Source organism: Rhodococcus sp. NPDC057135 (genome assembly GCF_042670865.1).
Classification (GTDB): domain Bacteria; phylum Actinomycetota; class Actinomycetes; order Mycobacteriales; family Mycobacteriaceae; genus Rhodococcus_F.
The window spans coordinates 17,868-39,209 of record NZ_JBHUUU010000014.1; the positions used below are offsets into that span (position 1 = coordinate 17,868).

The window sequence follows — 21,342 nt, forward strand, 5'->3', positions numbered from 1 at the left end:
GCTCGCCGGGGTTCGTTAGGTAAACTAACGGTAAAGGTCAGGCCGCGTGAATGCGCTGCTCGACGCCGCTCGCTTGGGCCTTCATCCACGACGCCAGAAGCTCACACCCGGTCAGTCCACTGGCGTCGAGAGGTTCGATCGCGTAGCTGATGTGTCTACCGCCGCGAGGGTTCTTCAGCTGAAAGCGGTTCAGGTTTAACCTCGTCGGCAGATAGCCGAGTACTTCGAGGAACGCGGTGCGAATGCGTCGTAGATCGGTACGCCACTGCTTGGGGCTGAAACGAGTCTTCTGCGCATTCTGGAAGGCGTTGCTACGAAGGAGTTCCCACACCTTGCGTACCCACACCCGCGCCTGCGAGAAGGACATCCAGCGCGTCAAGTCTGCGATGTCGCGAATGTAGCTGTCGGCGCTGGCATTACAGATCATGTCCTGCGGGTGCCCGATCCACTTGACCGGAATCCACGGCTGGACTTCGGGTCCGTCGCCGGCAACTCCGTGTCCCTCACAACCTTCGATCACGCCGGCCGGTTGTTGAGGATCGGAGATCAGTCCGACTCCGATGATGTTGGCGCCGTTCAGCGTCGGAGAAGTCGTCGGAGAAGTCAATGTCGGAAGAGCCGAGCGAATCACGGTGCATCCCTGTGAGTATCCGATCAGCATCACGGGGCCGTCTGTCTGCGCGATTTCGGCGGTGAGGGCCTTCACACCCATCGCGGTGCTGTGCCGAAAGCTCAGGCCGCCGTCGGCGACCGGACCGTACGACGCAGGATAAGCGACCCAGCGAGAATCGAATCGACTGTCGAGTTCGTCGGTGACGGCGCTGAGGAGTCCGAGCACGCGGACGCTGTCGTCGCCGACGTGGGATTCGCCGGTGCCGCCAACTGCAAGAACGGTTACCTCAGCCATGTCAGCGATCATCCACGTCGATTCTGAGAGGTCTGCATCCAAACCCTGAGAAGAGACTGGCAATCCGTTGTGCTGCGAAATCGTTATAGAGCGAGCACCATTTACCCATGACGACGCCGAATCGTTCATCCAGACGAAAAGTGTCCGTGGTCGGTGCGGGAAGCGTCGGCACCGCAATTGCGTATGCGTGCCTGATACGCGGATCGGCCGACGCGCTCGCCCTCTACGACACCAACAGTGCAAAGGTCCGGGCCGAAGTTCTCGATCTCAACCACGGCACCCAGTTCACACCGCCGTGCACTGTCGAGGGAGGCGATGACATCTCGGTCACCGCGGGATCCGACTTGGTCGTCGTCACTGCGGGCGCCAAACAGCATCCCGGTCAGTCGCGTCTCGAACTTGCCGCGGTGAACGTCAAGATCGCGCAGACACTGACCGAACAACTGTTGGCGGTGTCGCCGGACGCGGTTCTTCTCTTCGTCACCAACCCGGTCGACGTGGCGACCTACGCAGCGATCCAGGCCGCGGGACCGTCGTACGGCGGCCGAATCTTCGGATCGGGAACGGTGCTGGACACGGCCCGATTGCGATTCCTGATGGCCACCGAACTCGGAGTCGCGGTCGAGAACGTCCATGCCTTCATCGTCGGCGAGCACGGGGACTCCGAGATTCCGCTCTGGTCGAGCGCGACCATCGGTGGAGTGCCGGCAACCTCGTTCGTGGGACCGTCGGGCGGCACTCTCGGCCCCGACCTACGGGCGAATGTCGCGAAGTCGGTGGTCGAGAGTGCTTACGAGATCATCGAAGGGAAAGGTGCCACCAACCTCGCCATCGGATTGTCGAGCGCGTTCATCGTGGAAGTTGTGTTGCGGGACGAACAACGGGTGCTGCCGGTATCGACTTTGCAGACCGGCGTCCACGGACTCGAGCACGTTTGTCTGTCGCTGCCCACGATGGTCGGTCGCGAAGGTGCCGGTCGAGTCCTCGAAGTACCGCTTTCAGAAAAGGAGGCTTCGGGGCTCCGATCTTCCGCCCGTACATTGCAAGAGGTGCAGCAATCTCTGGGATTGTGAATATCTGTTGTCCTCGATATCCGACATATAGGATCAAAAAATGATCAGCTTCCTGATTCGCGCCGCGATCTTCCTGGGTTCTGCCGCTGTCGGGCTTCTTGTTGCGTCGTTGATTCTTTCGGGCTTCTCGGCGCCTACATCCGGATTCATCGTTGCCGTCGTGATCTTTGCGATTGCGCAGTCGGTCCTGGCACCGTTCATCGCGACGGTGGCAAAGCGACATGCACCGGCATTTCTCGGCGGAATCGGATTGGTGTCGACATTTGTCGCTCTGTTGGTGGCGTCGCTCTTCTCCAATCTGTCGATCTCCGGTGTCTCGACGTGGATTCTGGGAACCGTCGTCGTGTGGCTGGTAACCGCAGTTGCGACGCTGGTTCTTCCGTTGTTGTTCGTGCGTAAGAAAGTTCAGGAGAAGAAGGCACAGTGACGCGCCCGAAAATCGGTATGGACTACACCGTCCTGGACTGCCCGGATCCGGCTGCATTGGCCAACTTCTACGTCCAGGTCCTCGAGTGGAAAAGTGTTCGCGACGAGGATGATTGGCACGTGATCGAAGGACCCGGCGGAGAGCGACTCGCGTTTCAGCTCGCTCCGGATTTTGTTCCGGTGGACTGGCCGACAACCGGCGTCGGCATCCATCTGGATTTGCTCGTGGATTCTCTCGACCCCGCGGAGGCTTGGGTGACGAACCTTGGCGCGCAGCGGGTGACCGGCATCCCGGAGCATCAGACTTTCCGCGTCTACCGCGACCCGGTCGGTCACTATTTCTGCCTGTGCCTGCGGGACTGAGTGTCGACTCGCCCCGATCTCGTCGACCGTGGATAATTCCGAACACTTGTCACGCCCGAGAATTGGAGATCGACGATGGCTTCGCAGAATTCCGACGAATTCCTGGTAGAACGTACGACGATCGTCAAGGCAGAAGCATCGGTCGTCTTTGCATTGATCAACGATTTCCATCAGTGGACTCAGTGGTCGCCGTGGGAAGGTCTCGACCCGGCGATGCAGCGCACGTACGCGGGTCCTGACGCGGGCGTCGGGGCGTCGTATGCCTGGGCCGGAAACAAGAAGGCGGGCTCCGGTTCGATGGTGATCACCGAATCCGTCCCGAACGAACGCGTAGTTTTGGACTTGGCCTTCCTCAAACCGTTCAAGGCACAGAACGTCACCACCTTTCTCATCTCTCCCAATGCCGGCGTCTCTCCGAATGCCGGTGAAGTTCAGGTGACGTGGAAGATGACTGGAAAGAAGAATCTGTTCTTCAAGATCTTCGGTTTCATCTTCAGCATGGACAAGCTCGTCGGTAAGGATTTCGAGAAGGGCCTGTCCCAGCTGAAAGCTGCTGCAGAAAAGGGCTGACGAGCCGGTGGTACCGTCTCCCGGTGTTACGGATGACGCCCACCGACGCCCAAACTTTCTGGATTTCGGAGAAGATCCCCAACGATCAGCTGCTGCTTTACTGCTTCGACGGGCAGAGCCAGTCCATGGACGAGCTACGACGCTCGGTGGTGGAAAGAGCGTCGCTCATTCCGGATCTCAATGTTCGGATACGCGAATCGCCGTGGCACCTCGACTATCCGCTCTGGGAGCCTATGCCGGTCGATGCCTCGTTGGTGAGAGTGCATGAGCTGCCCGAAAACTCGTGGCTCTCGTGCATTCACGGCATCGAGAAGCTACTCGAAAACCACGTCGACCCACGCGAGTCGCCGTGGACGCTGCACCTGTTTCACGGCGTCACCGGCGCGCCGCGTTGTAGCGGCCCAGCGCTGATCGCAGTTCTGCAGGTCGCGCATTCCTTGGCAGACGGCAAACGCGCGTCGGCGATTGCTCGCCAGCTGTTCTCGCCGCAACCGCCCGCAAAGCAGAAGACGGTCGAGCGACGCAGTGGATCAGTCGAGATTCTGGGCCGCGCCGCCCTGCGCCTGCCGGGTCAACTCGTTTCACTGTTCCGCGACGGCCGAGCGGGGCACAAAGCGCAGTTGCAACTGCAGGCGGACACCGAATCGGGAGTTGTTGCGCCGCAAGCGGCAAGCCGTCCCAAGGTGCGCTCCAACATCCCTCCCGGACCTCACCGACTGGTCCGCATGGTGGTGCGGGACGGTGCAGATTTCCGCGGCAACGGCGTGTCCGTCACAGTCGGAGCGATGACAGCCATCTCGGTAGCGATGGCGAACTACCTCACCGAACGAGACGGCTCGGTACCACCCGAATTGGGAGCTGAGGTGACCATCGCCAAAGCCGGCACACCGACGGCGCGCAACCACTTCCGCAATGCGGGTGTCGGACTGTTCCCGGATGTCGACGACCTCCGTGAGCGAGCCCAACGGATCAAGGAGTCGATGGACGAGCGCCGCGCACGTGCGTCCCATCCATCCAGCGCAGCTTCGGATCTCGCGTTGAACGCTGTTCCCGGACCGCTCGTCCGCTGGGGAGTGCAGCAATACGATTTCACGGCAGTGCCCGACGAGGTCACCGGAAACACCGTCGTGTCGAGTGTCGCGCGCGGTGATGCGGATCTGGTGCTCGGAGGCGGCGTCGTTCGGTTCACAGCGGGCTTCCCGAGTTTGTCGCCGGTCATGTCGTTGACCCACGGCGTACACGGGATCGGGGACACGGTGACGATCAGCATCACCAGCAGTCCGGCCTCGATTCCCGACATCGATGTGTACGAGCAGATGATGCACGATGCGATCGACGAGGTGCGCGAGACGCTGTCGTGACGGCCTGATGTACTGGCAGCATGGGATTCACGCGCGCCGAACTGGAATCGTTCCGAGACGCCGAGATCGAGGATCTGATCGGGCCGGATTGTCGGCTGTTGTTCGTCGGTATCAATCCGGGACTCTGGACTGCCGCAACAGGCGCGCATTTCGCCAGGCCGGGCAATCGGTTCTATCCGGCACTGCTGCGGGCAGGCATCATCGAGCATGCGATCGATCCTTCCGCGGGTATGTCGGACGCTGACACACAGCATCTGATCGATCGGGGAGTGGGCATCACCAATTTGGCGGTACGCGCGACGGCCAGAGCAGACGAGTTGACGGCGGAGGAACTTGCCGCCGGGGGACTGCGGGTGCGGGCGGTCGTGCGTGCGACAAAACCGAAAGTGGTTGCCTTTGCCGGAATCACCGCCTATCGAACTGCTTTCGGTGACAAACGAGCCAAGGCGGGGCGGCAGGATCATGCTTTCGAGGGGTCAGCACTGTGGATTGTGCCCAATCCCAGCGGTCTCAACGCACACGAGACCGTGGACACGTTGGCAGCGAAATATCGTTCTGCTGCAGCCGAAGCCGGAATTGTCTGACAAGAACTCTCAGTTCCGTTCGCCTGGAACGAAGTACGGGATAGAGTGGCCGTATGTCTGTTCTTTACAACATCTTTGTAGTGATTCACCTACTCGGTATGGCTGCGCTGGTCGGTAGCTACTTCACCGTCCTCAAGGCTCCCTCGATCACCGAGGTCATGGTGTGGGGTGCCAGGATGCAGTTCGTGTCCGGCCTGATCATCGTCGGGTTGGGCGAAGGCGCCCTGGACAAGAACTACATTCACGCGAAGATCGCTGTGAAACTTGTACTTTCACTGGTCATCGTGGCGCTTGCCGAGATCACCCGGGCGAAGCAGAAGAAGGATCAACCCAATCCGAATCTGGTACACGTCGTCGGCGGGTTGTCGATCTTGACTGTTTTTGTGGCTGCGCTCTGGACCTGACCAAACACGAAAAAGAGCCCCGGCGATCGAAACCCGCCGGGGCTCTTTGCTGTTGACGTGTCTACAGACCCGGACGCTTGCCGATCGTCAGGGTCACTTCACCGGTGTGCGCAAAGAAGTCGTTGCCCTTGTCGTCGACGACGATGAAGGCGGGGAAGTCCTCGACGTCGATCTTCCAGACGGCTTCCATTCCCAGTTCGGCGTACTCGAGGATGTCGACCTTCTTGATGCAGTCGAGCGCCAGGCGAGCGGCCGGCCCACCGATCGACCCGAGGTAGAAACCGCCGTGCGAGTTGCAGGCGTCGGTGACCTGCTTGGAGCGGTTTCCCTTGGCCAGCATGATCATCGAGCCACCGGCGGCCTGGAACTGCTCGACGTACGAGTCCATACGGCCGGCCGTGGTCGGGCCGAACGAACCGGACGCCATGCCGTCGGGCGTCTTGGCGGGACCGGCGTAGTACACCGGGTGGTCCTTGAGGTACTGCGGCATCTCTTCGCCTGCGTCGAGGCGTTCCTTGATCTTGGCGTGCGCGATGTCGCGTGCCACGACGAGCGGACCGGTCAAGGAGAGACGAGTCTTCACCGGGTGCTTGGAGAGCTCGGCCAGGATCTCCGACATCGGCTTGGTCAGATCGATCTTGACCGCAGCGCCCTTGCCGGTACCCGAAATTCCATCGGTCTCTTCGTCGAGCTGAGCGTCCGTGACCTCGGGCAAGAAGCGGCCAGGGTTGAATTCGAGCTGTTCCAGGAATACGCCCTCCGGCGTGATCTTGGCCTTGGCTTGTCGATCTGCCGAGCAGGACACCGCAATGGCGACGGGCAACGAAGCGCCGTGGCGGGGGAGTCGGACGACGCGGACGTCGTGGCAGAAGTACTTGCCGCCGAATTGTGCGCCGATACCGATCTTCTGCGTGAGCTCGAAAACCTTCTTCTCGAGCTCGTGATCTCGGAAGCCGCGACCCGTGATGGCGCCTTCGGTGGGCAACTCGTCGAGGTAGTGCGCCGACGCGTACTTCGCCGTCTTCATCGCGAACTCGGCCGAGGTACCGCCGACGACGATTGCGAGGTGGTACGGCGGGCAGGCTGCGGTGCCGAGTGAGCGGATCTTCGCCTCGAGGAACTGCATCATCGAGTCGGGGTTCAGGATCGCTTTGGTTTCCTGGTACAGATAGGACTTGTTGGCGCTTCCGCCGCCCTTGGCCATGAAGAGGAACTTGTACGAGTTCTCGTGTCCGGCAGCAGTATCGGCGTACAGCTCGATCTGCGCGGGCAAGTTGTTGCCCGTGTTCTTCTCGTCCCACATCGTGATGGGCGCGTTCTGCGAGTAGCGCAGGTTCAGGCGCGTGTAGGCGTCGTAGACACCGCGGGCAATGGCCTTCTCGTCGTCGCCTGGGGTGAGCACGTGCTGCCCGCGCTTGCCCATGACGATGGCGGTTCCGGTGTCCTGGCACATCGGTAGAACACCGGCAGCGGCGATGTTGGCGTTCTTGAGAAGATCGAGCGCTACGAACTTGTCGTTGTTCGACGCTTCGGGATCGTCGAGAATGCTCGCCAGCTGCGTCAGGTGATCCGTGCGCAGGTAGTGAGAGATGTCGTGCAGCGCCGTTTCGGTCAGCAGACGCATCGCCTCCGGCTCGACCTGCAGGAAGGTGCGGCCGTCCGGTCCCTCGACTGTCGACACCCCTTCGGTGGTGAGCAATCGGTACTCGGTGGTGTCATCACCGATCGGCAACAGGTCCTCATAGAGGAAGTCGGCCATCATCTCTCCTGAACAAGGGTGCGTGCGAAGGTCGCATTCAGGTTATCGTTGGGGGTTTCCTTCTCCGAATCGGGGCGGGTGTGAGCTGGAATTATCCTGACCTCGCTGGCTCGATCAAGATGCTTCGACCAGTTCGGACAGCTCGACGCCCCGAAATTCGGCAAGTATTTCGGCCTGCTCGGCCACTGCGGCGCGGGCCGATCGTGACCACGTTCCCCACGGGGTGATCGCGACCTTCAGCTTCTTTCCGGACGCTCGTGGTCGCCACAGTCCGGTGATCGTGCCGCCGACCAGAACCGTGCCCGGTCGCCCGAGGGTCGGCCATACCGTCTTCTGTGCGGCCGGGTCGGGAACCAGGGTCTCCCGATCCTTGAGCTGTACATATGGATCGAAAGGGCCGAGTAGGCGAGTACTCGAATCGGTGGGGGAGCCGAGCAAGCCTTCGCGGTCCTGTTCGAGAATCCATCGCTTCTCGCCGTTCACCTCGATCTCCTCGGCATCGGTGGGCCAGTGGGCTTTGACGTCCTTGACCGGAGCATCGAGAAACGACGCGACGTGAGCAGGAGTGGCGGGTCCGTAGAAGCGCAGATACCCGCGAATCACGTCGAAGCGGGGATCGGCGTCAGAACCCGAGGCGGTGTACGGGCGTCGACGCCAACCCGGAATGCGTTCGAGCACTGGGGGAGATGTGCCCGGCTGCAGTTCGAGGCCCGCCTGAAGCGCCGCGAGCCGGAACGGCATCTCGTACAGATGGGTGGCGTTGCACGGTCGGCAGAATCGCAAAAAGGGTTCGGTCACTCGCGTGGTCAATTGCGCGGACATCTCGCCCTTGACGGTTGGTTTCGAGACGATGTCCCGCATCGCGGTAGCAACTGTTTGCAGGGCAGTCAGCGTCGGGATACCGGCGGCCTTCAGTGGCCGGTTCGCATCGTAAATGCGTTTGGCTGCATCGGCTTCACCGAACGGCGACGTGGCGACGGCGACGGCAGGCAGATCGCGTCGACGGTAATGGTGGGGAGCTCCGCGCAACGTCCAGGCAAGAGCGAGGTCAGTGGCGTGGACGCGTACGCCGCGGATCCTCAGTGCCCACGCGGCGCCGTCAGGTCCGGTGTTCTGAATCCCGAGGTCGAGAATGTCGCAATCGTTGTGATCGGCGTCACCGGAGTGTGGCCTGTCGAGTTGATGGCGATGCCATCGGAAATTAGCTACCTGCGTGAGTGACGCTGCGCTAGACATGATTTCAGTTTACTGGTGGGTAACCGCAGGATTTGGGGCGGTTGATCGATGCGGCGACAGAATCGGTCAGATTCGACCGATTGGCCGGAATTTTTTCAGTAGCAGACCTTATTAGTCGAAATAATGACCCCTTTGTCGGAATCCTTTGCCAACTGGTCGTTCGTATGATTACTGTTACCCACGTCACGGATACATTACAGATGTGACGCAGCTGTCACAGCGCTGTCGGGTGCTTTTGGCAGCTGACCTCTGACTTCTCTAGGAGATTCACATGGGTTCACTGATGTCGATCGTCGAACTTGCACTCAAGGGCATTGGCTCGCTCGGTGCCGGCGACCAGTTGTTCGAAACCTTCATCGGTTCGGTTCAGACGAACACGGGCAGCCTCAAGCCGCTCCTCTGATCCCGCCCGCCGGAATCGGACTGTTCGACCACAATCTTCCGCTCGGGTTACCGAGACCTAAACAACTGTAGGAGTTTTCATGGGATCCTTCGAAATCGTGGGGAACGTCATCACGGCCGTCAACAACGTCGGCACCGCATTCTTCAATTCGCTGACCACGCTCAGCGGCGGCACGGTTACGCCCAAGTAAGCGTCGTCTGACGAGGAAGGCTCACGCACTCGGTGCGTGAGCCTTTCCGCGTCGACGGGATCGAGTTTTTCCGATCACGTCGGGTTTGCCTGTTTCAGGCGGTAGCGTTCGAAAAGTTCCGCTGCCGAAGAGAGTGACCCGGATGATCGAGACTGGTGCGTTACGAACGGTTTTCCGCGTCTTCGTCGCGCTGACCACGGCGGTATGTGGGTTCCACCTTCTCGGCGCACCGGGTCATGCTCAATCAGTGAACAGCAGGCTGGTCGACATCTCGGTGTACTCACCGTCGATGGGGCGCGACATTCCGTTGCAGGTCTTGCGGCCGGCTGATACCTCGACGCCCGCTCCGACGCTCTACCTACTCAACGGAGTCGACGGAGGCAAGGACGACGCGACGTGGTCGGTGCGGACCGATGTGCCGAAGTTCTTCGCGGACAAACATGTCAACGTGGTCACGCCGCTCGGTGGGGCGTTCAGCTACTACACCGATTGGGAGCGGCCGGACCCCGGCCTCGCGAAGTCCGGAAACAACAACGGGGTCAACATGTGGACCACGTTCCTGACGGAAGAACTACCGCCGGTGATCGATTCGACGTTCGGGACGACTGGCGAGAACGCACTGGCCGGATTGTCGATGGCGGGCACGTCGGTACTGGACCTGGCGATGTCGGCACCCGCGTTGTACAACAGCGTCGGGTCTTTCAGTGGGTGTGCGATGACGAGTCCCGGCCTCGGTCAGGACTTCGTGAAACTCGTGGTCGCAGTGGGTGGTGGCAACGCGGAGAACATGTGGGGTCCGTACGATGGTCCGGGTTGGCCGGCCCACGATCCGGTTGTCAACGCGGACAAGCTACCTCGCATTCCGATGTACATCACTACCGCAACCGGGATTCCCGGTTCGTACGACACACTTGCCGATCCACGGATCGACAACGATGTCACAGATTTGGCGTTGCAGCTTGTTCTCGGTGGCGGAATCGAGGCAGCAACTCACTACTGCACCACCCAGCTTGCGGACAAGACGAACGCATTGGGTATGAACAACATTCGCTACAACTTCAAGCCGGCAGGAACGCATTCATGGGGATACTGGGAAGACGACTTACACGACTCGTGGCCGATGATCGCCGCGTCGCTCGGCGTGTGAGTTCCCGTCGAGCGAGCCTTCGAAGCGTTGTTCTCGTCGGCGCGCTCGCCCTGACTTCACTACTGGCGCTGCCGTCGACCGCACTCGCTGACGAGTCCCCGAAAATAACGAGCGCCACTGAACTGTCTTCGCGCTTGGTTCTTCTCGACGTTCTCAGTCCCGCCATGGGGCGTACCATGCAGGTCAAAGTACTGCTCCCGGCCGACCGCTCGGAACCGCGCGGGACGCTGTATCTCCTGGACGGCAATTCCGGGCAGATCGAAGAGAACAACTGGTTGGCCCCCGCTAACGGCGATATCGTCCCGTTCTTTGCCGACAAGAACGTGAACGTCGTACTCCCCATCGGCGGCACCGGCACCATGTACACCGATTGGCAGGAAGATCACCCGAAATTCGGTCGTCTGAAGTGGGAGACGTTCCTGACAAAAGAGCTTCCCTCACTGATCGACGAGAGGTTCGCGACCAACGGGCACAACGCAATCGGCGGGATTTCGATGGGCGCAGAAGCCGCGCTGATCCTGGCCCAACGCTCAGCCGGGTTGTACGACGCGGTCGCCGGCTACAGCGGCTGCTACACAACCGTCGGAGGATTCGGCAAGGCGTTGACCGATCTTGTGGTGATCAACGGAAATGCCCGTTCGGAGCAGATGTGGGGTCCGGCCGGCAGTGAGGCTTGGCAAGAGCACGACATCTTCGCCAATGCCGACAAGCTCCGCGGAACCAAGGTGTATCTCGCCTCGGGGTCGGGACTACCAGGCCCGCACGAAACCCTCGATACTCCTGCCCTGGGGCGCGTACTGGTCGTCGGCGGGGTCATGGAACTGGGATCGAACCTGTGCACCGACCAGATCACGCAGGTGCTGCGCGATCGAGGAGTCGATGTCACCCGCAGCGCTCAGCCGGTGGGGACGCACGGTTGGCCGTACTGGCGCGACGAACTCGTTCGTTCCTGGCCGATGCTCGAATCTGCGTTGTCCGCTTGAGCAGTTCCTGGCGATGAGTTTTCGTTTCGGGTCGGGTCTATAACCCTGTACACCTGATTCGTAACCTCTCCGACAAGGACAGAACATGCCTTCCATCACTCCCTGTTTGTGGTTCGACAACCAAGCAGAAGAAGCAGCGAACTTCTACATCTCGGTGTTCGGCTCCGGGCAGATACTCGGAATCGAAAGGTACGTCGAAGGATCGCCCTCCGGAATGCCGGCAGGCTCGGTGATGACCGTCAGCTTCGAACTCGGCGGTCAGCGATTCACCGGATTGAACGGCGGACCGATGTTCACGTTCTCGGAGGCCGTGTCGTTCGAGATTCCGTGCGTCGATCAGGCGGAGGTCGATCACTACTGGTCCCGACTGACCGAGGGTGGGGAAGAAGGCCCGTGCGGCTGGGCCAAGGACAAGTTCGGACTGTCCTGGCAGGTTGTCCCAAATCGTCTCCTCGAACTGATGAAGGATCCAGATCGAGCCAAGGCGCAACGCGTCACGGACGCGATGATGAAGATGAAGAAGATCGATATCGCGGAACTCGACAAGGCCGCAAACGCATCCTGAACACGATCTGGCCGATGGGCGACAGTCTTCCTTAGCTGATGCTAGCCTTCCCTAATTCTCGCTGGAGCGTTGGAGGAGTGCTGGTAACCATGCGGATCAAAGTCTCTCGAATGAAGATTGCAGTGACGGCACTGGCAGCCTCGCTGGCCGTCGCCGGGCTTGCCGGTTGCAGTAGCGACAGTGCTGACGGACCGGCCGAAGCGGGCGCAACCATTTCGACGATGTTCGGCGACGTCGAGGTCCCGGCCGACCCGCAGCGCGTCGTGGCGCTTGGTTGGTCGGATGCCGAGACGGCACTCGCTCTGGGCACTCAACCAGTGGGCGTCGCGGACTGGATGGCGTTCGGCGGCAAGGGCGTCGGACCGTGGATCGCGGACGAGTTCACCACCGACCCGAAGATCCTCGGAACGATGGACCTGAGCGTCGAAGACGTCATCGCGCTCGAACCGGATCTCATTCTGTGGACGCGAAGCGACAACACGCAGGCGACCTACGACAAGCTCAGTGCCATCGCGCCGACGGTCGGGCCGCCTCCAGGTCTCGCCACGGCCTACGGGACGACGGTCGAGCAGCAGACCGAACTCGTCGCCAAGGCACTCGGCAAAGAATCGGAAGGCAAGGCGCTACTCGACGGCCTCGACGCCAAGTTCGACGCCGCGATTGCCGCCAATCCGAACTTCGCGGGCAAGACCGCGGCGGTCGGCGCCTACAGTTCCGACGGCTACGGCGCCTACGTACCTGGCGACGCACGCGCCGACTTCATGACCCGTCTCGGCTTCACGATTCCGGCCGCGATCACCGAGAAAGCCACCGGCAATTTCTACGTTCCGGTCGCCAACGAGAACCTCAACCTGTTCGACGCCGATCTCACCGTGCTGTTCCCGATCTTCCTCGACAGCAGTGCGTTTGCAAACGATCCGCTGTTGCGTGCAATTCCGTCGGCCCAACAGGGACACTTGTTGATCCTCGATGACGCTTCACTCGTCAATGCGTTCTCGAGTGGCTCCGTACCGGGGCTGACCTACGCAATCGACAACGCGGTTCCGAAATTCGCGAGCACGCTCGGAGCCTGATCAGAGCCATTTCAGAGCCTGCCCGTCACTGTGAGCGTGTTCGCAAACAGTGGCGGGCGGTTCTCGTGCGTCCGTACACTGGAAAAAGTGAACTTTCAGCTAACGAGCGGCGCCCCCGTGGAGATCGGTCCAGTGGAGATCGCAGCGACCGCTCCTCGTTTTCCGCGGATGCATGCGTACGTGGATATCGCTGTTGTGATCGTGGTGCTGGTGGGAACCAATCTGATTGCACACTTCACCACTGCGTGGGCGAGCATCGCCACGGTACCTATTTCTGCTCTTGTTCTGTTGGCGCTCACCAAGCGCCGGGGAATGGGTTGGGCGGAGCTCGGGCTGTCGCCTCGTGACCTGCGGAAGGGGTCGAAGTACGCCCTGGCCGCCGTCGGCCTGGTCCTGACGGTTGTCGCCGTCGGCGCGCTGCTTCCGCTTACGCGCCCCTTCTTCATGGCGGATCGCTACGCCACAATTTCCGGCGCCATCATCGCGTCGATGATCGTCATTCCGCTCCAGACCGTCATTCCCGAAGAGTTGGCTTTCCGCGGCGTCCTGCACGGCACATTGAACCGGGTCAGCGGATTCCGGGGCGTTGCAACGGCCGGTTCATTGATGTTCGGACTGTGGCACATCGCGTCGTCGATGGGTTTGACCAGCGGCAACGAAGGGCTTTCCGGCTTTCTCGGTACCGGAGTCGTCGGTCAGGTCGCTGGAATCCTCGGAGCTGTTCTCGCCACCGCTGCAGCCGGTCTCGTATTCACCTGGCTCCGTCATCGCAGCGGCAGCCTCATTGCGCCGATCGCTCTGCATTGGTCGTTGAACGGGGCGGGCGCGCTGGCTGCGGCTCTCGTTTGGCATGCAACTCTTGCTTGATCCCAATATCTGACAAAAAGGACAGCATTCGCCGCGCGGTTCTGGGTAGTTTTGTGCTTTGCTCAGTAAGTGACGCACCTTCATCGAGGCCATGTCTTCCACATTTCCGGTCGTCCGACGGTTGAGGATGCGGCGCAGTCGCTCGTCTCGATCCCCGACGGCGTGTTGGCGATCGACGATGCGGGAACCATCGTCTACTGCGGAGAATTCGAATCACTCCCGAGCGAACTCGAAGGCGCTGAAACCCACGATCACCGGCCAGGATTCCTGCTGCCCGGATTCGTCGACGCGCACATTCACTTCCCGCAGACGTACGCCGGCGACGCGTACGGCGGCGGTCAACTCCTCGAGTGGCTCGACCTCTGTGTCTTTCCCTCCGAATCGAGGTTTGCTGATCCCGAGTTCGCCCAGCATGCCGCCGAGGCCTTCTGCGCTCGCCGAATCGCCACGGGAACCACGGCCGCGATGGTGTTCGGATCGGCCTTTCCGCACGCGCAGGACGCCCTGTTCTCGGAAACTCTGAAACGCGGCCTTCGGGTGGTCAGCGGGCGGGGGATTCAAACCACCGGCCCGGCCTCCGCCGCTGCACTGATCACTTCTGAAGAGGACGCGATCAGGCTCACTCGCGAGGAGATCGACAAGTGGCACGCGGCCGACACCGGTGACGTGAATACTGCGTTGGTTCACGTCGCAGTGGTTCCGCGCTTCTCCCTTGCGGTGACGACCCGAACACTGAAAGAGCTGGGGGAGTTGTACGACTCGGTCCGCGACCGCGGCGTCTACTTCCACAGTCACCTCAACGAGAACAATCGGCCCGGAACCGGCGAGGTGGCAACCACACTCGCCGAGTACGAGGTCGAGACCTATCTCGACACGTACGACGGCAAGTTCCTCCCCGGCTCGAAGGTCGGTGGAAAGAGCTTCCTGGGTCCGCGCGCGATTCTCGCGCACTCGGTGCACTGCCAGGACTCCGAACTCGCACGAATGGCCGAGACCGGAACCTCGATCGCACATTGTCCGACGTCCCAACAGTTTCTCGGCTCTGGCACCATGCCGTGGAAACGAACCGTTGCGTCAGGGGTCAACATCGCGATCGGATCGGACTTCGGCGGCGGTGACGAGTGCCTGCTCACCCGAGTCCTCGGCGACGCCTTCAAGGTTCACATCTCCGAAGCCGGCGACGACGGAGTGTCGATGCACCCCGCCGAACTGTTGTTCACCGGAACTCTCGCCGGTGCTCGCGCGCTGGACATGGAGAACCGGATCGGCAATTTCGACGAAGGCAAAGAGGCCGACTTCCTGGTGATCGATCCGTCCGGATGGCCGCCGCTCGCCGGCCTCGTCGACCATGGAACGCGTTCGGATGATCCGATACTCGCCCGCGACCAGACGCTCTTCGGGCTCCTGATGGCGATGCGCGAACCCGCGATTGCGCACGTGTACGTGCAAGGGCGCCGGGTGTCGGGCTGACGTGTCCGCAACCGCCATCACCGGGTACCACCGAACGAGTTCGGGATTCCGGGCGTGGGTAGAGCGCGCGGCCGAGATCGCCGGTCGATTCGACGGCTACCTGAGCTGCGCTGTCAGTGATCAACCGGAACCGGTGTCGCACGGGTTGTCCGTCACCTTCGACAGTGCCGACGATCTTCATCGCTGGCTGGAGTCGGGCGAACGCCGCGATCTCGAAAGATCTGCTGAAGCAACGGGAATTCTCGCGCAGACGAGCGATCTGGTGCTGGTCGACGGCATTCTGCCGCCGCCCGGTATCGGTGTGTACGACCACACCGTCGTCGTGGGTAAGGAGAACGAGTTTCTGCGAACGCAACGACACCTCATCGATCTCAGTTCGCGATTCTCCGGCTACGAGTCGGTGATGTTGTTGCGGTCGGTCACCGACTCCACCCAGTGGAAGTCCGTCCTTCGGTTCCGGACCGAGCACCAGTTGGCGGTGTGGATGGCGTCGCCCGAAAGGGCCGCGGCACTACCGAAACTGCGAGCCGAGCTAGCCGAGGACTTCACCGAGACCACGCGGTCGACACCGTTCGGCACGATTCTGCGCACGGAGAACGGGCAGACCCGTGCGACGCCGAATTGGAAGACGGCGATGATCATTCTGCTCGTTCTCTATCCGACGGTGATGACGCTGTCGAGGTTTCTCGGACCGCTGCTCGACGGGATCGGAGCGCCGCCATGGCTCTCGATGTGGATGAGTCAGATAGTGAGCGTCGGCGCCATGACGTGGTTCCTGATGCCGACGGTCACGAGGTGGTTCCGCCATTGGCTGGACCCGGTCGACGGCGCCGTTCCCCGCACCAACTGGCGCGGCGTAGCGGCGGTAGTTGCGGTGTATGCAGTAACTCTGACCCTGTTCGCGTCGGTCAAGTGGCTGCAGTTCTGGGACTACTTCGACTGAATCCGGCCTCGGCGGAAGTAGACGAGCGGTCCGAAGAAGTTGACGAAGATGATCGCCGCCCACTTCTTCTTGCTGCCGTTCACCGTTTCGGCAGGTCGTCGTGCGAGGTCGGTCCACGCGGCAATCGCCAACAAGGACTGAAACGTTCCGAGCAGGGCGACTGCGCGGCGCTGCGCGGGTGACAGCTCACTCCAGGACTTCTTTTTCGTGAGGTTCATGAACTCCACTTTGCCCTCGAACGTCCGATCCGTGTCGAGTTGGGGTTGCAATCGGCACCCGAAGTTCCCCGAAACAGTGTGAATAGCGTCACCATCATGACCGCTAAGTACGGTGTCGGACCGCGGCGGGACGGTCGTTTCTGGCGTAAAGATCTCGCTAACTCGAACTGTGGCTGAATGTTTGCGTGAGCGCTAAGCTCGCGCGGCCCGATCGCGGGATTGGATTTGGCCAATCTGCTGGTACGGGCTCTATCGGGAGCAACAGCCAATCTGTTAAGTAAGGCTTGCCAATCTTGTAGTTGACATACAGGTTTGATGCTGCGCGGTAGCTGCTATCGGGAACGATGTTCGGAATATGTCAATAAATCGTCCGTAGGTGACAATTTGATCACTGCAAGTGGTGGTTACCTGTGTGTATGTCCGTGGGCTGAAGGGGCCGAAATGTAACGTCCCGGACACATTTGGTGTCGCGGAAGTAACGGAAGACCTCTACTCTTATCGCCAGCAGCCATTCACGTGGCAGCAAATCCTCTGGACCGTATCTTCGACAGGAGCACATCGCATGAGCAGCGCAGAATTCTCGGATGCCTTCACCTTCCTCAACGACTTCTTCAGCAACGCGTCTGATCTCTTCAGCGCTCTGAGCTTCTTCACCTCGCTCAGCTGATAGCTTCCGGCCGATAGGCCGACCCAGTGGCCCCCGAAGACGACGTCTTCGGGGGCCACTGTTGTCTGTCTGATTAACTGCCTAGCGTCCAATTTGGTGACAATGTGAGCATTGTTGGCCAAGTGCATGGCGGGGTTGATGTGACTGTGGTGGAATGCGAGCGAAAGAAGATAGCTTGCCTGCCCGCCACTTCGAGCGGGACACGCCGATGATCGGAGCTTTGTGCACGTCTCGCGAAGAAACCTCTTCAAGTACGCAGCCGCTGGATCGGCAGCTGCCGGACTCGCTGCATTGAGCGGTACGACGTCGGTGGCCAATGCCGGTTCGCTCGGGACCCTGCTCGATTACGCCGCCGGTGTGCCGTCCGCTCAGGCGATCAAGGCCGCCGGGTACGCAGGCGCCATCCGGTACGTCTCGGATCGACGGCCGGGCGCCGATTGGATGGTCGGTAAGCCCGTACTCGCGCGGGAAACCGACGCGTTGACGGCGGCCGGACTCCAAGTCGTTTCCTGCTATCAATTCGGCAAGGGCGGTACGGCGGACTGGCGCGGGGCCCGCGAGGCCGGCAAGCGTCACGCGTCCCGTGGCCTCGAACTACATGCTGCGGCCGGTGGGCCGTCCGGTCGGCCGATCTACGCGTCGATCGACGACAATCCCACCAGTACCGAGATCACGACACTGATTGCGCCATACCTCGAGGGGTGGGCCTCGGTTGTCGGCAACGGGGCACTCGGTGTCTACGGAAACACTCGCGTGATCGACGCGATGATCAGTGCAGGCGTCGGAACCTGGTTCTGGCAGCACAATTGGGGTTCGCCCGCAGGGTATGTGCACCCGCGGGCAAACCTGCACCAGTTCGAAATCGACAAGCGCAAGGTCGACGGCGTCGGCGTGGATCTGAATTCGATCCTCACTCGCGACTACGGGCAGTGGTCGTTGGCCGGCTCGGTCGGTCCGGTCCAGCCCGTCGGATCCTCGTTGCCGACGGGATCTATCGCACCATAGCGCCGAATTTGGCGAGCCAGGCCTTTGCGTCATCGGGGAGGGTGCCCGCTGCTTCGGCGGCGAGGCACCATGATTTTGCCATCGACAGAAAGTTCATCGGGTTGTAGGCGTCTTCTTCGCGAGACCACAAACCGTTGCCTGCGTAGTGCAGGATCGTGATGTTGGCGGCGCCGTGCTTGGATCCGTCACCCGGATCCTCCATCGGGTTGTCGATCTCGCACACGATCCATCCACGCTGCTCGTCGACGATGAACCAGTTGGCCGGGAACTCGGTCATCGCGCGCCCCGGGAACTCGGTCATCGTGCGAGTGACCCACTTGCGTACGGCCTCTCGGCCGTCGAGGGTGCCGAAAGCGTGTTCCACGTAGACGACGTCCTCGGTGAACATGTTCGCGAAGGCGTTCCAGTCGCCGGAGCGAGTGCACTCGACAACGGTGTTCTGGTAACCCGCGAAGGCGTTTTCGAGTTCCGTGCGTGTCCAGGTCATGAAAGGCTCCTCGGGTAGTCGTCGCCTCAAATTAGAACACGTTGCAGAATTGATTGTCGGTGATTCGATGCAGAAGAGTTCTGCGGTACCGTCGTTGACGGGTCGGGGACCCGTTATGTGAGAGGGCACCACGTGGATATCATCATCAGTTTCATCTACACACTTCTGTCGAAGTTGCAGACGGGCAGCATCGAAGGCTCTTCGGAGAAGTGAGTCCTCCGCCGGGTTGATTCCCTTATGAGACTTTCTGTTTGGGAATCAATCCGGCGAACACCATTGTCACGACGGCGGCGGCGATGGAAATCAGGAACGTGGCGCGAAACGCCTCGAATGAGGGGATCACTGCGGTGCCGACCGTGATGGTCATCCCGGCCAGAACGACGCTCACGATCGCGGCAGACGTCGACGTGCCGATCGATCGCATCAGAGAGTTCAGTCCGTTCGCGGCTGCGGATTCCGTGATGGGCACCGCGCCCATGATCAAGGCCGGCATGGCCGAGTAGGAGAGCCCGACGCCCGCGCCGATGAACATTCCGGCCACGGCGACCTGCCAGACGCTCGACACCGTGAAATATGCGAAGGCATAACCTAATCCGATGACGAGGGCGCCAAGCATCAACGTGATTCGTGGGCCGCGCCAAGCCGAAATTCGAGCGGAGACGGGTGAGAGAGCCATCATGACAAGTCCACCGGGGGCCAGTGCGAGTCCCGCTGCGACCATGGACAGTCCGAGTCCGTATCCGGTGGACGTCGGCGCCATGAGGAGTTGGGGGAGCGTCAAGGAATTGCCGTACATGGCAAAACCGACGGCGATCGACGCGAAGTTGGTGAAGAGAACCTGGGGCCGGGCCGACACGCGGAGGTCCACCAGTGGCGCGCTGCGTCGAAGTTCCCACCATCCCCACACAAGGAAGCTGAGCGCGGAAACCGCCAGGAGCCCCAGGGTTTTCGTGTCGCCCCACCCCCAGGTTCCGCCCTTCGTGATCGGGAGCAACAGGGTGATCAGTCCGATGGTGAGACCAAGCGCCCCGATGAAGTCGAAACGTCCCGGGCGTCGTACTTTCGATTCGGGAATGACAAAGGCAACCAGTGCGATGCAGATCAATCCGAAAGCCGCCGAAGTGACGAACAGGAAGTGCCAGTTGGCATTCTGTGCAATCACTGCGGCGATCGGCAGTCCTATCGCACCGCCGACGCCGAGGGTCGCGCTCATGACGGCCATGGCACCGGCAACCTTCTTCGGCGGAAGAACGTCGCGAATGATGGCTATACCCAACGGAATTGCCCCGACCGATGCACCTTGAAGTGCACGTCCGATCACCAACACGATCAGTGAGGGCGCGATCGCGCAGATGGCCGAGCCCAGGACGACCATCCCGAGACTGACCAGCAGCATTCGTTTCTTGCCGAACATGTCGCCGAGGCGTCCGCTGATCGGCGTGATCACGGCAGCGGCGAGGAGCGTTGCCGTGACCGCCCACGACGTGTCGGCGGGAGAAGAGTTCAGCAGGTGCGGCAATTGCGGAATGATGGGGACGACCAGCGTCTGCATCAAGGCGACGACGATTCCGCACAGTCCGAGAACGGTGAGCACGGGACCCGACGGTGCGTATTTCGTGTCCGTGGTTTTCGTCTCAGGGGTATTCCCGTCGACATTCGACGACCCTGTGTGAACGGACATTCGGCTCCCGCCCTGGCATGTTCTGTTTCGGTGCGTTCGCCCCAGTGTGCACGCTACACATCGTGTGTAGTCTGCACAATATGACGATGGACCGGGACCCAGAACTGGTGAATATCGAGTACGAGTTGACTCTGCTCTCGCGCTATCACGCGCTCGCTCAACGGGCGGAACTTCATCTGGACCGGTCGGCGTACCTGCTGCTCGGACGACTGGAATTACAGCACCCCATGAGCCTCAAGGAACTCTCCTGCGCATTCTCCCTCGACATCTCGACCATCAACCGGCAGATCGGTGCGCTACGCCGGTTGGGCTTGGTGGAGCGGGTGGAGGATCCGGACGGTGGCCTGGCGCGAAAGGTTCGACCGACAGCGCAAGGGCTGTCGAAACTTCGTGCTGATCGCGAACATTCGACAGCGGGCGTCGAAAAGGTCCTGCGCGAGTGGACGCCGGAGCAGCGTCTTGCGCTCGGTGATCTACTCCGGCAATTCAATCGCTCGGTGGAGAACTTGGAGGGCCGCGACTGGCCGCGACCGAATCAGGTCTGAGAGTGCGAAACGGATCGCAACGAGCGATCCGGATCGCTCGAATCCGATTCCGGCGCAATGACAACAAGTTTCGGATGTTCCTCGGGCGCTGCATGATTTCCACGCCAGGAGAGCAACGACCAGCGTGACAGTCCGGACAGCGCGGACCCGAGACTGGCGAACGAGCCCGAACTCAGGACCGATGCCGTAGATCCGATGCTTCCGATGGACAGGAAAGAGCCGACACTACCGATCGACAGAATCGAGTACGCCGATCCGATCGACAGGATGGACCCCTCGGATCGGATGGACAGTATCGACCGAGTCGACTTGTGCGACCGTATCGACTGGTCGTCTTGGCTTGATTTCCGGTCTGAACGGCCATGCGTGATGTCCACTCGTAGATGTCCCATCTATCGGGTCTATCACGGTGATC

The 21,342-nt window shown here is 61.0% G+C and carries 24 protein-coding genes; 17 read left to right on the forward strand and 7 right to left on the reverse strand.

Annotated features, from left to right (window positions below; translation table 11 throughout):
* Positions 1 to 37: 37 nt before the first annotated feature.
* Positions 38 to 907: a PE-PPE domain-containing protein gene (locus ACFT1A_RS23660; protein ID WP_378449010.1), complete on the reverse strand. Its 870-nt coding sequence runs from the start codon at positions 905 to 907 to the stop codon at positions 38 to 40.
* Positions 908 to 1,014: 107 nt separating this feature from the next.
* On the opposite strand from ACFT1A_RS23660, the gene ACFT1A_RS23665 reads away from it, so the two are divergent.
* The 7 genes from ACFT1A_RS23665 (at position 1,015) to ACFT1A_RS23695 (ending at position 5,688) form a co-directional block, all read left to right on the forward strand.
* Entirely contained in the window at positions 1,015 to 1,980 is a 966-nt protein-coding gene (locus tag ACFT1A_RS23665) for an L-lactate dehydrogenase (protein WP_378449011.1), read from the forward strand.
* Between the two features lie 40 nt (positions 1,981 to 2,020).
* Positions 2,021 to 2,407 carry a phage holin family protein gene (locus ACFT1A_RS23670; protein WP_003945275.1) on the forward strand — a complete coding sequence of 129 codons (387 nt, stop codon included), beginning with the start codon at positions 2,021 to 2,023 and terminating at the stop codon, positions 2,405 to 2,407.
* Complete coding sequence (locus ACFT1A_RS23675) at positions 2,404 to 2,769, forward strand: VOC family protein (RefSeq protein WP_347874286.1); 366 nt, start codon at positions 2,404 to 2,406, stop codon at positions 2,767 to 2,769. Before ACFT1A_RS23670 ends, ACFT1A_RS23675 begins: the two co-directional genes overlap by 4 nt.
* A 75-nt stretch (positions 2,770 to 2,844) precedes the next feature.
* Complete coding sequence (locus tag ACFT1A_RS23680; RefSeq protein ID WP_378449012.1) at positions 2,845 to 3,339, forward strand: SRPBCC family protein; 495 nt, start codon at positions 2,845 to 2,847, stop codon at positions 3,337 to 3,339.
* Positions 3,340 to 3,371: 32 nt separating this feature from the next.
* On the forward strand, positions 3,372 to 4,700 hold the full coding sequence (locus ACFT1A_RS23685; protein ID WP_378449013.1) for a WS/DGAT domain-containing protein: 1,329 nt from the start codon (positions 3,372 to 3,374) through the stop codon (positions 4,698 to 4,700).
* A gap of 20 nt (positions 4,701 to 4,720) precedes the next feature.
* Positions 4,721 to 5,284, forward strand: a complete 564-nt coding sequence (locus ACFT1A_RS23690; protein ID WP_378449014.1) for a mismatch-specific DNA-glycosylase — start codon at positions 4,721 to 4,723, stop codon at positions 5,282 to 5,284.
* Between the two features lie 53 nt (positions 5,285 to 5,337).
* On the forward strand, positions 5,338 to 5,688 hold the full coding sequence (locus tag ACFT1A_RS23695; protein ID WP_378449015.1) for a hypothetical protein: 351 nt from the start codon (positions 5,338 to 5,340) through the stop codon (positions 5,686 to 5,688).
* A gap of 61 nt (positions 5,689 to 5,749) precedes the next feature.
* On the opposite strand, the gene ACFT1A_RS23700 is transcribed toward ACFT1A_RS23695, so the two are convergent.
* Positions 5,750 to 7,447, reverse strand: coding sequence for a fumarate hydratase (locus ACFT1A_RS23700; protein ID WP_378449016.1), 1,698 nt, complete (start codon positions 7,445 to 7,447; stop codon positions 5,750 to 5,752).
* 114 nt (positions 7,448 to 7,561) lie between these two features.
* A complete protein-coding gene (locus ACFT1A_RS23705; protein WP_378449017.1) occupies positions 7,562 to 8,683 on the reverse strand; it encodes a winged helix DNA-binding domain-containing protein in 1,122 nt (373 codons plus the stop codon).
* A 271-nt stretch (positions 8,684 to 8,954) separates the two neighbouring features.
* Between ACFT1A_RS23705 and ACFT1A_RS23710 the strand changes: the two genes are divergently transcribed.
* From ACFT1A_RS23710 to ACFT1A_RS23745, 8 genes are all read left to right on the forward strand, one after another.
* Positions 8,955 to 9,086 (forward strand): hypothetical protein, encoded by a 132-nt coding sequence (locus tag ACFT1A_RS23710; RefSeq protein WP_285236466.1) that lies wholly within the window; start codon positions 8,955 to 8,957, stop codon positions 9,084 to 9,086.
* 332 nt (positions 9,087 to 9,418) lie between these two features.
* Positions 9,419 to 10,423 (forward strand): alpha/beta hydrolase, encoded by a 1,005-nt coding sequence (locus tag ACFT1A_RS23715; protein WP_378449018.1) that lies wholly within the window; start codon positions 9,419 to 9,421, stop codon positions 10,421 to 10,423.
* Entirely contained in the window at positions 10,420 to 11,406 is a 987-nt protein-coding gene (locus tag ACFT1A_RS23720; RefSeq protein ID WP_378449019.1) for an alpha/beta hydrolase, read from the forward strand. Before ACFT1A_RS23715 ends, ACFT1A_RS23720 begins: the two co-directional genes overlap by 4 nt.
* Before the next feature lie 85 nt (positions 11,407 to 11,491).
* Complete coding sequence (locus ACFT1A_RS23725; RefSeq protein ID WP_214927046.1) at positions 11,492 to 11,971, forward strand: VOC family protein; 480 nt, start codon at positions 11,492 to 11,494, stop codon at positions 11,969 to 11,971.
* A 110-nt stretch (positions 11,972 to 12,081) separates the two neighbouring features.
* Positions 12,082 to 13,044: an ABC transporter substrate-binding protein gene (locus tag ACFT1A_RS23730; RefSeq protein WP_378449020.1), complete on the forward strand. Its 963-nt coding sequence runs from the start codon at positions 12,082 to 12,084 to the stop codon at positions 13,042 to 13,044.
* Positions 13,045 to 13,212: 168 nt separating this feature from the next.
* Complete coding sequence (locus ACFT1A_RS23735; protein ID WP_378449101.1) at positions 13,213 to 13,911, forward strand: CPBP family intramembrane glutamic endopeptidase; 699 nt, start codon at positions 13,213 to 13,215, stop codon at positions 13,909 to 13,911.
* Between the two features lie 69 nt (positions 13,912 to 13,980).
* Positions 13,981 to 15,381: an amidohydrolase family protein gene (locus ACFT1A_RS23740; RefSeq protein WP_378449021.1), complete on the forward strand. Its 1,401-nt coding sequence runs from the start codon at positions 13,981 to 13,983 to the stop codon at positions 15,379 to 15,381.
* A 1-nt stretch (position 15,382) separates the two neighbouring features.
* On the forward strand, positions 15,383 to 16,324 hold the full coding sequence (locus tag ACFT1A_RS23745) for an antibiotic biosynthesis monooxygenase (protein ID WP_378449022.1): 942 nt from the start codon (positions 15,383 to 15,385) through the stop codon (positions 16,322 to 16,324).
* Here ACFT1A_RS23745 and ACFT1A_RS23750 read toward each other — a convergent pair.
* The gene (locus ACFT1A_RS23750; RefSeq protein ID WP_378449023.1) at positions 16,312 to 16,542 is read right to left on the reverse strand and encodes a PLD nuclease N-terminal domain-containing protein; all 231 of its coding nucleotides are present in this window, start codon (positions 16,540 to 16,542) and stop codon (positions 16,312 to 16,314) included. The two genes, ACFT1A_RS23745 and ACFT1A_RS23750, sit on opposite strands and share 13 nt — an antisense overlap.
* Positions 16,543 to 17,431: 889 nt before the next feature.
* Here ACFT1A_RS23750 and ACFT1A_RS23755 point away from each other — a divergent pair.
* Complete coding sequence (locus ACFT1A_RS23755) at positions 17,432 to 18,214, forward strand: DUF1906 domain-containing protein (protein ID WP_378449024.1); 783 nt, start codon at positions 17,432 to 17,434, stop codon at positions 18,212 to 18,214.
* On the opposite strand, the gene ACFT1A_RS23760 is transcribed toward ACFT1A_RS23755, so the two are convergent.
* Both ACFT1A_RS23760 and ACFT1A_RS23765 read right to left on the reverse strand, forming a co-directional pair.
* Positions 18,201 to 18,701 (reverse strand): nuclear transport factor 2 family protein, encoded by a 501-nt coding sequence (locus tag ACFT1A_RS23760; protein ID WP_378449025.1) that lies wholly within the window; start codon positions 18,699 to 18,701, stop codon positions 18,201 to 18,203. The genes ACFT1A_RS23755 and ACFT1A_RS23760 overlap by 14 nt on opposite strands.
* Before the next feature lie 235 nt (positions 18,702 to 18,936).
* Positions 18,937 to 20,382 carry an MFS transporter gene (locus ACFT1A_RS23765; protein ID WP_378449026.1) on the reverse strand — a complete coding sequence of 482 codons (1,446 nt, stop codon included), beginning with the start codon at positions 20,380 to 20,382 and terminating at the stop codon, positions 18,937 to 18,939.
* A gap of 86 nt (positions 20,383 to 20,468) precedes the next feature.
* On the opposite strand from ACFT1A_RS23765, the gene ACFT1A_RS23770 reads away from it, so the two are divergent.
* Positions 20,469 to 20,927, forward strand: a complete 459-nt coding sequence (locus tag ACFT1A_RS23770; protein WP_230814148.1) for a MarR family winged helix-turn-helix transcriptional regulator — start codon at positions 20,469 to 20,471, stop codon at positions 20,925 to 20,927.
* Here the strand turns inward: ACFT1A_RS23770 and ACFT1A_RS23775 are convergent.
* Positions 20,918 to 21,319, reverse strand: a complete 402-nt coding sequence (locus ACFT1A_RS23775) for a hypothetical protein (protein WP_378449027.1) — start codon at positions 21,317 to 21,319, stop codon at positions 20,918 to 20,920. The genes ACFT1A_RS23770 and ACFT1A_RS23775 overlap by 10 nt on opposite strands.
* Between the last annotated feature and the right edge of the window lie 23 nt (positions 21,320 to 21,342).